Annotated in this window: 11 protein-coding genes, 1 tRNA gene and 1 pseudogene; 8 read left to right on the forward strand and 5 right to left on the reverse strand. The window is 67.4% G+C overall.

The annotated features are described in order from the left end of the window. Positions 1–65 precede the first annotated feature (65 nt). Positions 66–148: transfer RNA gene (locus NC4_RS25510), tRNA-Tyr, on the reverse strand. A gap of 138 nt (positions 149–286) precedes the next feature. Here NC4_RS25510 and NC4_RS25515 point away from each other — a divergent pair. After that, positions 287–778 carry a YajQ family cyclic di-GMP-binding protein gene (locus NC4_RS25515; RefSeq protein ID WP_067543041.1) on the forward strand — a complete coding sequence of 164 codons (492 nt, stop codon included), beginning with the start codon at positions 287–289 and terminating at the stop codon, positions 776–778. A gap of 84 nt (positions 779–862) precedes the next feature. On the opposite strand, the gene htpX is transcribed toward NC4_RS25515, so the two are convergent. Both htpX and NC4_RS25525 read right to left on the reverse strand, forming a co-directional pair. Further along, complete coding sequence (htpX, locus tag NC4_RS25520; RefSeq protein ID WP_084529766.1) at positions 863–1744, reverse strand: zinc metalloprotease HtpX; 882 nt, start codon at positions 1742–1744, stop codon at positions 863–865. A gap of 218 nt (positions 1745–1962) precedes the next feature. After that, positions 1963–2985 carry a polyprenyl synthetase family protein gene (locus tag NC4_RS25525; protein ID WP_067543047.1) on the reverse strand — a complete coding sequence of 341 codons (1023 nt, stop codon included), beginning with the start codon at positions 2983–2985 and terminating at the stop codon, positions 1963–1965. A gap of 173 nt (positions 2986–3158) precedes the next feature. On the opposite strand from NC4_RS25525, the gene NC4_RS25530 reads away from it, so the two are divergent. The 4 genes and pseudogenes from NC4_RS25530 (at position 3159) to NC4_RS25540 (ending at position 5334) form a co-directional block, all read left to right on the forward strand. Further along, positions 3159–4433: a geranylgeranyl reductase family protein gene (locus NC4_RS25530; RefSeq protein ID WP_067543050.1), complete on the forward strand. Its 1275-nt coding sequence runs from the start codon at positions 3159–3161 to the stop codon at positions 4431–4433. Further along, on the forward strand, positions 4430–4849 hold the full coding sequence (locus NC4_RS25535; protein WP_067543053.1) for a helix-turn-helix transcriptional regulator: 420 nt from the start codon (positions 4430–4432) through the stop codon (positions 4847–4849). Before NC4_RS25530 ends, NC4_RS25535 begins: the two co-directional genes overlap by 4 nt. A gap of 48 nt (positions 4850–4897) precedes the next feature. After that, positions 4898–4981, forward strand: a pseudogene (locus NC4_RS44825) (VOC family protein); the annotation flags it as partial. Continuing rightward, positions 4963–5334: a VOC family protein gene (locus tag NC4_RS25540; protein ID WP_369690794.1), complete on the forward strand. Its 372-nt coding sequence runs from the start codon at positions 4963–4965 to the stop codon at positions 5332–5334. The pseudogene NC4_RS44825 and the gene NC4_RS25540, both read left to right, overlap by 19 nt. Positions 5335–5388: 54 nt before the next feature. Here NC4_RS25540 and NC4_RS25545 read toward each other — a convergent pair whose 3' ends face one another. Further along, on the reverse strand, positions 5389–5892 hold the full coding sequence (locus NC4_RS25545) for a DUF2505 domain-containing protein (protein WP_067543056.1): 504 nt from the start codon (positions 5890–5892) through the stop codon (positions 5389–5391). Between the two features lie 39 nt (positions 5893–5931). Here NC4_RS25545 and NC4_RS25550 point away from each other — a divergent pair, with 39 nt between their 5' ends. From NC4_RS25550 to NC4_RS25560, 3 genes are all read left to right on the forward strand, one after another. After that, the gene (locus NC4_RS25550; RefSeq protein ID WP_067543059.1) at positions 5932–6441 is read left to right on the forward strand and encodes a DUF3592 domain-containing protein; all 510 of its coding nucleotides are present in this window, start codon (positions 5932–5934) and stop codon (positions 6439–6441) included. Positions 6442–6447: 6 nt separating this feature from the next. Continuing rightward, entirely contained in the window at positions 6448–7164 is a 717-nt protein-coding gene (locus tag NC4_RS25555; protein ID WP_067543062.1) for a demethylmenaquinone methyltransferase, read from the forward strand. Positions 7165–7286: 122 nt separating this feature from the next. Further along, complete coding sequence (locus NC4_RS25560) at positions 7287–11942, forward strand: bifunctional nitrate reductase/sulfite reductase flavoprotein subunit alpha (RefSeq protein ID WP_439957555.1); 4656 nt, start codon at positions 7287–7289, stop codon at positions 11940–11942. Between the two features lie 18 nt (positions 11943–11960). On the opposite strand, the gene NC4_RS25565 is transcribed toward NC4_RS25560, so the two are convergent. Beyond that, positions 11961–12623, reverse strand: coding sequence for a TetR/AcrR family transcriptional regulator C-terminal domain-containing protein (locus NC4_RS25565; protein WP_084529768.1), 663 nt, complete (start codon positions 12621–12623; stop codon positions 11961–11963). Between the last annotated feature and the right edge of the window lie 13 nt (positions 12624–12636).

The following is a 12636-nucleotide window of genomic DNA, read 5'->3' on the forward strand; positions in this document are numbered from 1 at the left end:
GCCCGAACCGGGCCCCGGAAACAGAAGAACCCCGCGGACGTTCGTCCACGGGGTTCTTCAGGGAGTGGCAGATGTAGGATTCGAACCTACGTAGGCTCTCGCCGACAGATTTACAGTCTGCTCCCATTGGCCGCTCGGGCAATCTGCCGTGCGCCGTATTCGGTGCGCTGAGCAGAATACCCCGAACCCCTGCCCGGAATGCAAACCGGCTGGATACCGCCATGGCAGACCGGCTAGCGTCGACGGTGAAAACCCGATCTTTCCCTCTCGCGGACAGGAGCAGAGTGTGGCCGATTCATCGTTCGATGTCGTCAGCAAGGTCGACCGGCAGGAGGTCGACAATGCGCTGAATCAGGCCGGCAAGGAGCTCAGCCAGCGCTACGACTTCCGCGGCACCGGGGCCAGCATCGAATGGTCCGGCGAGGAGAAGATCATCATCAGCGCCGAGTCCGAGGATCGGGTGAAGGCGGCGCTGGAGGTGTTCAAGGAGAAGCTGATTCGCCGCGACATCTCGCTCAAGGCGTTCGAGGCCGGGGATCCGCAGGCCTCCGGAAAGGTGTACAAGATCACAGGCGAGCTGGTGCAGGGCATCTCCTCCGAGAATGCCAAGAAGATCGCCAAGAAGATCCGCGACGAGGGTCCCAAGAGCGTGAAGGCGCAGATTCAGGGCGAGGAGTTGCGCGTCAGCTCCAAGAGCCGCGACGACCTCCAGGCGGTCATCTCACTGCTCAAGGGCAGCGACTTCGACATCGCGCTGCAGTTCGTGAATTACCGCTAGCAGCGGGGGGTTTCGTGGGGGCTACGCCCCCACACCCCCGGCAAGGGTTCGGGCTTGGCCCGGACCCTTTTCTGTTGCCAGGGATCAGTATTCGCGGGAGCCGCCCGCCATGGCTTCCAGGCGGGCGATGCGGTCGTCCATGGGCGGGTGGGTGGAGAACCAGCGCGCCATCTTGTCGCCCGCCCGGAAGGGGTTGGCGATCATCAGGTGGGACTGGGCCGTCAGTTGCGGCTCGGGGGGCAGCGGGGCGGCCTGGACGCCGCGTTCGAGCTTGCGCAGGGCCGAGGCCAGGGCGAGGGGGTCGCCGGTGAGGGCCGCGCCGTCCTCGTCGGCCTGGTACTCGCGGGAGCGCGAGACGGCGAGCTTGATCAGCACGGCGGCGATCGGGCCGAGCAGCGAAACCAGCAGGATGCCAATGACATTCGGGCCTTCGCCATTGCCGCGGCCACCGAAGGCGCTGGCGAAGAAGGCCAGGTTGGCCAGGCCGGAGATGACGGCGGCCAGGGCCCCGGCGACCGAGGAGATCAGGATGTCGCGGTTGTAGACGTGGGAGAGCTCGTGACCGAGGACCGCGCGTAGCTCACGCTCGTCGAGGATCTGCAGGATGCCGGTGGTGCAGCACACCGCGGCGTGGCGCGGATTGCGGCCGGTGGCGAAGGCATTGGGCGCATTGGTGGGGCTGATGTAGAGCCGCGGCATGGGCTGCCGCGCCGAGGTAGCCAGCTCGCGCACGATGCGATACATGACCGGCGCCTCCAGCTCGGACACCGGCTGCGCGTGCATGGCCTTCAGTGCCAGCTTGTCGCTGTTGAAATACGCGTAGGCGTTCATGCCCACGGCGATCACGATCGACAGGATCAGGATCGTCGGACTTCGGAACATGGCTCCGATGGCGACGATCAACGCCGACATTCCGACCAATAGTCCGAACGTCTTCAATCCATTGGCATACCCGTGCCCGTGCACTCCTCCGCCTCTCCGCGACTTCAGCGCCCGGCTGAGAGCCGTTAACCGTTTGGCACGCGTGCCGGCGGTCGCAAGCCAACCCGATTCTGGACGTACCCGGTGAGTTACCCGGACCTTACGAGATCAGTCGTCCAGTTCGCATGGCCGAACAGCCGCGGCACGCGCTATCGATTTCGTTGCACCAGGTCAACGATAGAGGCAGTGGTGGAAGTTCCCCGTTATCCGACCCGCTCGATGGTGTAGCGGACCAGACGCTCCAGGGCCTCGTTGGCCGGGCCGGGCGGGAGGGCGGAGAGTTCGGCGTGGGCGATGTCGGCGTAGCCGTGCAGTTTCTCCTTGGCCAGGACCATGCCGCGGGAGCGGGACAGCAGGTCCAGGGCCTCGGCGACCTCGTCGTCGGATTCCAGGGGCTGGGCCAGGAGTTTGCGGAGGCGGTCGCCCTCGGCGCCCTCGTCGCGCAGGGCGTAGAGGACGGGCAGGGTGTGCACGCCCTCGCGCAGGTCGGTGCCGGGGGTTTTGCCGGACTGCTCGGAGACCGAGGAGATGTCGATGATGTCGTCGGAGATCTGGAAGGCGGTGCCCACGGCATCGCCGAGGCGGGCCAGCCGCTCCACATGATCCCGGTCGGCGCCGGAGAAGGTGCCGCCGAAGCGGCCCGCGGCGGCAATGAGCGAACCGGTCTTCTCCCACACCACGCGCAGATAGTGCTCGACCGGATCCTGGGACTGCCGGGCGCCGATGGTCTCCCGCATCTGACCGGTGACCAGCTCGGCGAAGGTCTCGGCAATGATGCGCACCGCATCCGGGCCGAGGGTGGAGACCAGGCGGGAGGCGTGCGCGAACAGGTAGTCACCGGCCAGGATGGCGACGGAATTGCCCCAGCGCGAGTTCACGCTGGGCGCGCCCCGGCGCATGGAGGCCTCGTCCATGACGTCGTCGTGGTACAGGGTGGCCAGGTGCACCAGTTCGACCACGGTGCCCGCGGTGACCAGATCCGGATTGGTGGGATCGGGACCGAGCTGACCGGTGAGAATGGTGAACAGCGGCCGGAAACGCTTACCTCCGGCCTTGGCCAGATGCAGCGCCGCCTCCTGCAGGAACTCCTCGCCGTCGGACAGCTCGGTGATCAGCAGGTCCTCGACTTCGACCAGACCTTTACACACGGTTGCCGCGAGCTCGGGATCGCCCAGATCCACCCCCGCCACCACGGTGCTCTCATCGCCCACAGCCGATGCGCTCATTTCATCTCCCAGTGCCGCGTCCGACCCCACGCCAAAGAACCTATCGTGTGGACACTTATCCCCCTATGGACACCACCGTAGTGCGACGGAATAGACAATGCAGAGTGTCGCCGACCACTGTGGTGGCCCATCCGATACTGCGTCGATCGTGATGTGCTGCAAGTATTGACGCCATGGGTTCACCGGATGCCGCGCCCGAACAGGGGCAAACGTCGGAAGTGCTGCCCGCGCACGCGGATGTGCTGGTGGTCGGGGCGGGACCGGCCGGGTCGGCCGCGGCGGCCTGGGCCGCGCGCGCCGGGCGTGACGTATTGCTCACGGATTCGGCGGTATTTCCGCGCGACAAGACCTGTGGTGACGGACTCACCCCGCGCGCCACGGCCGAGCTCGAACAGCTGGGACTCGGGGACTGGCTGCGCGCCCACACCGTGAACCGGGGCCTGCGCATGGCGGGCTTCGGACGCGAGGCGCTGCTGCCCTGGCCGGGCGGATCCTTCCCGGCATACGGAAGCGCCGTTCCGCGAACCGAACTCGACGACAAACTGCGCGAGACCGCGGTGAAGTCGGGTGCGCGGATGGTGGACGGGGCCAAGGTCGTCGAGGTGGCGCGCGACGGCGATCGCGTCACCGGGGTGAGCATCAAGACCGACGCGGGCCTGCGGGCCGTGTCCTGCAAGACGCTGATCGTCGCCGACGGCGTGCGCTCGCCGGTCGGAAAGCTGTTGGGGCGCACCTGGCATCGGCAGTACGCGTACGGGACGGCGGCGCGAGCCTACATCAAATCCGCGCGCAGTGACGATCCATGGATCACCTCGCACCTGGAATTGCGGGATGCCAGCGGTGCATTGATTCCGGGCTACGGCTGGGTGTTCCCGCTGGGCAATGGCGAGGTCAATATTGGCGTCGGCTCGCTGGCCACCGAGCGGCGGCCCTCGCACATCGCGTTGAAACCGCTCATCCAACACTACATTTCGCTGCGCCGCGAGGAGTGGGGATTCGAGGGCGAGGCGCGGGCGGTGGCCTCGGCGCTGCTGCCCATGGGCGGCGCGGTATCGAATGTGGCCGGGCGCAACTGGGCGCTGGTGGGCGATGCCGCCGGGTGCGTGAATCCGCTCAATGGCGAGGGCATCGACTACGGCCTGGAGGGCGGGCACATGCTCGCCGGAATCCTGGACGAACCCGATCTGAGCCGGATCTGGCCGGATATGCTGCGGGCCCGCTACGGGCGCACCTATTCGGTGGCGCGGCGCCTGGCCGCGCTGGCCACGCATCCGCGCACGGTGCCGCTTGGCGGTCCGCCGGTCATGCGGTCGAAGCTGTTGCAGCGCACCGCGGTCCGGGTCATGGGCAATCTGGTGACGGACGAGGACGTGGACCTCACCGCCAAGCTGTGGCGCGGCGCGGGCCGCGCCTCCCTGCGCTTCGACAAGCTCGAACCCTTCACATGAGCGCCCGGCCGGTGCCCGCGGACCTGCTGCCCCATTTGCGGCGGGCCCGGGACCTGGCCGACCGGAACTACGCCGAACCCCTCGACCTGGACAGCCTGGCCGCGGCCGCGGGCGTATCGAAATATCACTTCCTGCGGTGTTTCGCCGCGACCTACGGGAAAACCCCGGCGGTCTACCTGGCGGAGCGCCGCATCGAACGCGCGCAGGATCTGTTGCGCGCCACCAACGTCACCGTCACCGAGGCGTGCATGCTGGTCGGCTACAGCAGTCTCGGCTCGTTCAACCGCAAGTTCACCGAACTGGTGGGCATGTCGCCCTCGGAGTATCAGGCCAAGTTCGCCGCGGAGGGCGTACCGCACATTCCCGGGTGCTTCGTCTTCATGCACGGACTGTCCGACCGGAAACTTCCCGACTGAGCAATTTCGGAGAAGCTCCGCGCGGTTCCGGACCCATAGCCTCGAGGCATGACAACCATCAGCAATGTTTCCCTCGTGACCGTCTACGTCCAGGACCAGACGGCCGCCAAACAGTGGTACATCGACAAGCTCGGTTTCGTGGAGACCACCGATGTGACCATGGGCGACAGCGGTTTCCGCTGGGTGACCGTGGCGCATCCGGACCATCTGGAACTGGAGGTCACCCTCATGGTGCCCAGTCCGCCGCTCGACGAGCCCATGGCCGAGGCCATTCGCCGCGCGCTGGCCAATGGCACCAATGGCGGCTGGGCCTGCGCACCCCCGACTGTCAGAAAGCCTTCGAGGAGCTCTCCGACAAGGGCGTGGAGTTCGTGCAGCCGCCGTCGGAGCGGCCCTACGGCGTGGAGGCCGTGTGCCGGGACAACTCCGGCAACTGGCTGGTGCTGGTCGAGCCGCGGGCCTTCGATCCGAGCCAGCTGAAGTGAGCGCCTGACGGCCCGTGGATGCGCGGGGAACGCATCCACGGGTGCGGGCTGTTGTCAGGCCTTCTGCGCGGCGAACCAAGCCTCGACGGATTTGCGCTCGCTGTTCATCACGCGCTCCAGCAGACTCTCCACCAGCGGCTCGATGGCGCCGCCGACCAACGGCACCTTGACGGTCACGGTGCCTGCCGCCTCGATCTCGGAACCCTCGGCGGTGGGCCGCAATTCGAAGGTGCCTTCCATTTCGGTGGTGATGCCCTTGGATGCCCCGTTGAAGCCGCCCTTGGCGATCTCACCGTCGAGCGGCCCCCAGGTATAGGTGCGCTCGAGGACGAGATCGCTCTTGGGCACCTTCTTCACCAGGCCGGGAATCTTGTCCTCGGGGGCTTTTTCGGTCATATGGATGCGAATGGTGCCGGGCCCGTCCGGATGGGAGAGGTCCAGGGTCGCGGTGGACGCGTCGGCGAAACGCGCCTGCCACATCTCGTCGTTGGTCAGTGCCCGGTGAAGCTCTTCTACCGGGACGCTGTACTGCACGGTGAAGCTGAATTTACGGGACATGGCGGCAACCGTAGCCGAGTCATGGAATAGCCTGGTGAAGTGCCGGAAACTAGCCAGTCTGTCAAGCGCGAAACGCGTTTGCGGCGCGCCAGGATCGCCGTCCTGATCACCGCGTCGGCGGTCAGCGTGCTGGCGATCCTGCTGGTGGCGACGGCCTGGCGCAACGATCATCTGATCAGCTCGAATATGGGGACGACCAGCGCGGAAGTGCTGTCGGCGGGGCGGCTGCGGTCGGCCATCATCTACGTCACACCCGATGGCGAGACGCACAATCCGCGGGTGGGTGTGCTGTACCCGACCGAACTCACCGTTGGCGAGCGCATCAATGTCGAATACGACCGCGGCGATCCGGATCTGGTGCGGGTGGCGGGGCGCGATGCCCGGGTCGCCATCATCCCGGCGCTGTCGGTGATCGTGGTCGCCTGGGCCCTCGCGGTTCCGCTGTTGTGGCTGCTCGGCCTCCCTCCGGCGCAGTGGCTCGACGCGGCGCGACGGCGTGTGGCCGAATCGGCCCAGACACGCTCGTTGCGGAGCCGAGTCGGCCGCTAGGGTGCGATGGTGGCGAAAACAGAGCGGCGGGACCAGGTTCGAGCCTCGCTGGAGAAGCAACCGCACGAGGTTGCGTCCATGTTCGACGGTGTGGCCAAGCGGTACGACATCACCAATACGGTGATCTCCGGCGGGCAGGACATCTACTGGCGGAAGGCGACCCGGAAAGCCTTGGGGCTGCGGCCCGGTGAGCGGGTGCTGGACCTGGCCGCCGGAACCGGCGTCTCGACGGTCGAATTCGGCAAGTCCGGCGCCTGGGTGGTGGCCACCGACTTCTCCAAGGACATGCTCGCCGCCGGTCAGTGGCGCCAGGTGCCCATGGTGGCCGGGGACGCCATGGCGCTGCCGTTCGCCGACGAGTCCTTCGACGCGGTGACCATCAATTACGGGCTGCGCAATGTGGCCGATCCGGATCTGGCGCTGCGCGAGATGCTGCGCGTCACCAAACCGGGCGGGCGGCTGGTGGTGGCCGAGTTCTCCACGCCGACCTTCGGGCCGTTCCGGACGGTCTACATGGAGTACCTCATGAAGGCCCTGCCCAAGGTGGCGCGGGCGGTCTCCTCGAATCCCGACGCCTACGTGTACCTGGCCGAATCCATTCGCGCCTGGCCGACACAGCCGCAGCTGGCCCTGCGGATCGCCGACGCGGGCTGGTCGTCGGTGAAATGGCGCAATCTGTCCGGCGGTGCGGTCGCGCTGCATCGCGGGTACAAGCTCGGCTGAACCTGTTCGGCCTGGTCGTGACGGGTCTCACAGCGGATGATCCCTCCTCACCGGCGGAAATTCCAACTGTGAGGTGGAATGTCACCTGGAGATAACTTTCGGTAAATCGCGCGCAACCGGGGATGGCGAAGATCGGTGTCATACCGGATTCGACCACTCCCCCGACGAGCACCCGGACGCAGTGCTCGTACTGCGGGGTGGGCTGCGGCATGACGGTGCAGACCGCGGCCGACGAGACCGGCGCGACGGTCATCGCCAAGGTCAAGGGCGACAAGCTGCATCCGGTGAACGCCGGACGGCTGTGCACCAAGGGCGCGACCCACGCCGAGATGATGCGGGCGCCCGGGCGGATGGAATCCGCCTACCGGCGGCCCGAGCGGGGACAGCCCCCGGTGCCCATGCCGGTCGATCAGGCCGTCGCCGAGGCGGCCGAGCGGCTGCGCGGGATTCTGGACACGCACGGGCCGGATGCCGTCGCGCTCTACGTGTCCGGGCAGATGTCGATCGAAGCCCAGTATCTGGCAACCAAATTGGCCAAGGGCTATCTGCGGACCGTGCACATCGAGGCCAATTCGCGGCTGTGCATGGCCAGCGCCGCCACCGGATACAAGCAGTCGCTGGGGGCCGACGGGCCGCCCGGCTCCTATGACGATATCGATCACGCCGACCTGTTCTTCGTGATCGGCGCGAATATGGCCGACTGCCATCCGATCCTGTTCCTGCGCATGGCCGATCGGCTCAAGGCGGGCGCCAAGCTCATTGTGGTGGATCCGCGGCGCACCGATACCGCGGCGCGCGCCGACCTGTTCTTGCAGCTGAAGCCCGGTACCGATCTGGCGCTGCTGAACGGGCTGCTGCATCTGCTGGTCGAGGACGGGGCCATCGACAAGGAGTTCATCGCCGAGCACACCGACGGCTGGGATGCCATGCCGGAGTTCCTGGTGGACTACACGCCCGAGCTGGTCGCCCAGCTGACCGGACTGGCCGAGGCCGATATCCGGACCGCCGCGCGGTGGATCGCCGAGGCGGGCGAGTGGATGTCGTTGTGGACCATGGGGGTCAATCAGTCCACGCACGGCACCTGGGCCACCAATGCCATCGTGAACCTGTATCTCGCGACCGGGGCGATCTGCCGCACCGGCAGCGGACCACTCTCGCTCACCGGGCAGCCCAATGCCATGGGCGGGCGCGAAATGGGTTATATGGGACCGGGATTGCCGGGCCAGCGGGCCGTACTGTCCGAGACGGATCGGGCCTTCGTGGAGAACGCGTGGGGGCTGGAGGCCGGGACCATTCGGGGGGAAGCCGGGCCGGGCACCATCGAGATGTTCCGCGGGCTCGCCGAGGGCGATATCAAAGCCTGCTGGATCATCTGCTCCAATCCCGTTGCCTCGGTGGCGAATCGCAAGACCGTGATCGCCGGGCTGGAGGCGGCCGAACTGGTCATCGCCCAGGACGTCTACACCGATACCGCCACCAATGCCTATGCCGATCTGCTGCTGCCCGCCACGCTGTGGGCGGAAGCCGATGCGGTGATGGTGAATTCGGAGCGCACGCTCACGCTGCTGCCGCGGTCCGTGCCGCCGATCGGTGACGCCCGCCCGGACTGGCAGCTCATCGCCCAGGTCGCGACGGCCATGGGCTTCGACGGTTTCGGCTACGCCTCGAGCGAGGAGATCTTCGAGGAGATTCGCGGCTTCGCCAATCCGGCCACCGGTTACGACCTGCGCGGCATCACCTACGACGCCTTGCGCGAAGGCCCCATGCAGTGGCCCTGCCCGGATCCGGCCCAGCGCCGTAATCCGATTCGCTATCTCAACGACGGCATCAGTCAGCACGCGCACACCGACGACACCGGCCACACCCCGCGCCTGGCCTTCGCCACCCCCACCCGCCGCGCCGTGTTCTGGCCGCGCCCGCATTTGCTGCCCGCCGAAATGCCGGACGACGACCACCCGTTCGTGCTCAATACCGGCCGCCTGCAACACCAGTGGCACACCATGACCAAAACCGGGAAGGTGGCGACACTGAACAAGCTCAACGGCCGCCCCTTCCTGGAGATCCACCCCGAGGACGCCGCCACCCTCGACGTCCGCGACGGCGACCACCTCGAAATCGCCTCCCGCCGCGGCCGCGCCGTCCTGCCCGCCGTCCTCAGCGACCGCGTCCTCCCCGGAAACTGCTTCGCCCCCTTCCACTGGAACGACGAACAGGGCGAATACCTCACCATCAATGCCGTCACCAACGACGCCGTCGACCCGGCTTCGCTCCAGCCGGAGTTCAAAGCCTGCGCGGTCCGCCTCCGCAAGGTCGCCGTCGTCTCCCCCGCCGATTCGGAACTCCCCGAAGCTGATTCGACAACCGGCGCGACAGCCGGTGGCGCTTCCTCGGACGGTGTGCCGATCGGCCAGGCCGCGCAGTTCGGCGGCGCCACCGCCCACGGCCCGCATCCGCTCGCAGTGATGCTCGGCCTCGACAGCGCGACGGCGCCGACCCTCAGCGAAACCGAAAGAATCTATCTCGGTGGCTATCTGGCGGCTCTGCAATCGCTGCCGGTGACCGGCGTCCCGGTACTACCGGAAACCGCCCCGATCTCGCGCGGCAGCCGGATGTGGATCGACGGCCTGCTGGCGGGGATGTACTCGCGTGGGCCGCAGGCGGGTTCGACGGGCGACCGGGACACCGCGGCCGTCGCTCCGAGCGGTGTCGCGTTCGGTGCGGCGACGAGCACTCCGCCCGCCGCCATCCGGACCGTGACAATCCTCTGGGCCTCCCAGACCGGCACGGCCGAGGAGTTGGCGGCCGCCGTCGCGACCCGGCTCGCCGACAACGAGTTCGCACCGCGACTGCTCGACATGGACTCCGCCGAACTGACTGACCTGACCGGCGACGTCCTGATCATCAGCAGCACCTTCGGCGACGGCGGTCCCCCGGACAATGGCGCGGACTTCTGGGAACGCCTCAACGACAGCGCAATCCGCTTCCCCGCCCTCCGCTACGCCGTCTTCGCCCTCGGCGACTCCTCCTACGACGACTTCTGCGGCCACGGCCGCAAACTCGACGAACTCCTGTCCAAGCGCGGCGCCACCCGCCTACTCCCCCGCGTCGACAGCGAACCCGACCACGAACCCCTCTCGGAGCAGTGGCTCGACGACATCACCGCAGCTTTGGCTGCCGGATTGGACTCCCCTGGGCTGCACGCCGATCCGGCCGCCCTCGGCACCGCCGAGGGCTCGCCCAGCGGCACTTTCGCACCCGGACACAGCGGCGATCGCGCCCGCTTCGCACCCGACGGTGCCACAGCACCGGGGATCGGCGCTGCACAGGCCGATGCCTCGCTGTCGGACATCAGCGGCGGAACGCCCAGCGCGGTTGGCCGGACGAATGGTGCGGCGCAAGGTCCGAGGGCATTCGACACCGGCGCACTCGCGAACGGGGGCGTGGCTCCGCAGACCGGCGCCTTACAAGGCAGTGGCTCATTCCCCGGCAGCGGCAACGGGCTGCCCGGCGACGGCCTTACGCCTGGACGCGGCCCGGTACCCGGAATCGGCGCGGCACGCGGCAACGGATCGCCAGTGGAGACCGGCGGTGGTGTGTCCGGTGGCGCAGGCTTCCGGCGGCGGGGCGGGGCCGGGACGCTGGCTCCTGCGCAGTTCACGCGGAATTCTCCGGTGGTCGCGAAGCTGGTGACCAATGAGTTGTTGTCGCGGGCGGGGTGTGGGAAAGAGGTGCGGCAGTTCGGGTTCGATCTGCGGGGCTTCGAGGTGAGTTATGAGGTGGGGGATTCGCTGGGGATTCGGCCCGCGAATTGTGAGTCGCTGGTGGCGGAGTGGCTGGCGGTCACGGGGTTGGAGGGGCGGCGGATCATCGATGTGGACGATGCGGAGCTGACGCTGGCGGAGGCATTGCGGACGCGGTACGACATCACCAAGGTGAGTTCGGATCTGCTGTCGTTCGTGGGGGAACGGAATGCGAGTCCGCGGCTGGCGAAGTTGTTGCGGCGGGACAATCGCAATGAGCTGGACGGGTATCTGTGGGATCGGCAGGCCGTGGACGTGTTGCGGGACTATCCGGTGCACGCGGATCTGGTGGAGTGGCTGGGGACGCTGAAGAAGCTGCAACCGCGGCAGTACTCGATTTCGTCCAGCCCGCTGGTGAGCCCGCACGAGGTGCAGTTGACGGTCAGCGTGGTGCGCTACGGGGATCCGGCGGGGATCGGGTCGGCGGCGCGGCGCGGCGGGGTGTGCTCGACCTTCCTGGCCGATCGCGCGACGGCCGATGTGCCGATCTACCTGCAGCGGGCGCCGCATTTCCGGCCGCCGCTGGACCCGAACGCACCGATGATCATGGTGGGCCCGGGCACCGGCATCGCACCGTTCCGCGGCTTCCTCCAGGAGCGGCGGGCCTTGGGCTGCAAGGGCCGCAACTGGCTGTTGTTCGGTGATCAGCACGCCAAGGACAACTTCTACTACCGGGCCGAACTAGAGGACATGTTCCGCTCCGGCTTCCTGACCCGACTGGATCTGGCGTTCTCGCGCGATCAGCGCGAGCGGGTCTACGTGCAGCACCGCATGATCGAGCACGGCGCGGAACTCTGGGCCTGGTTGCAGGAGGGCGGGCACTTCTACGTGTGCGGCGACGCCGCCCGCATGGCCAAGGATGTGGACGACACCCTGCTCACGATCGCCCGGATTCACGGCAAACTGAGCGAGGACGGCGCGCTGGCCTTCAAGAAGCAGTTGGTCGCCGAGAAGCGCTACGTGCGCGACGTGTACTGAGATCCCTACGGCCGGAAATCATACTGCGGCCCTGAGCTTTTCGAGCCCGTCGAGCAGCAGGTCGAGCCCGAATTCGAAATCGGCCACGCCGTTGTGCGCGCCGGTGGCGACCAATTCCGTCAGCGCCCGCATGTGCGGGTAGTGCGCAGCGGGCAGCTGCGGCAGGAATCCCGCCGCGGCGGAGGCATATTCGCCGGTGTCGAACGGAAAATTCAATTCCTGCAAGGTGAATCCGTACACGTGGCTGTCGAGCGCGTTCCACGCGCGATCTGCGAGCACATAGGAGAATCCGGCCTCGTGCAGGCAGCCGAGCATGGCGTCGATATGCCGCAACATATTCGGCCCGATATTCATGCGCGCCACAATGAGCACGCACGCCCACGGATGCCGCAGCAGCGTCTCGTGCGCGGACACGCAGCGCCGCCGCAGCGCGGCCCGCCAGTCCCCGCCCGCCGCGAGCAGCTCGAATTCCCCGATGACCAGATCGGCGACCCCGTCGAGCAGATCGTCTTTATTGGCGACATGGTTGTAGAGCGACATGGCCTCCACTCCCAGCGCCTGCGCGAGCTTGCGCATGGACAGCGCGTCGAGGCCGCTCTCGTCGGCCAGTCCCAGGGCGGCGCTCAGTACCCGCTCCCGGTTCAGCGGGGTGCGTGTCTTGGCCGGTCGCTGCGTGGTCATCACTCTCCCTTGC

This window comes from Nocardia crassostreae, assembly GCF_001613405.1.
In the GTDB taxonomy this organism is placed as follows: domain Bacteria; phylum Actinomycetota; class Actinomycetes; order Mycobacteriales; family Mycobacteriaceae; genus Nocardia; species Nocardia crassostreae.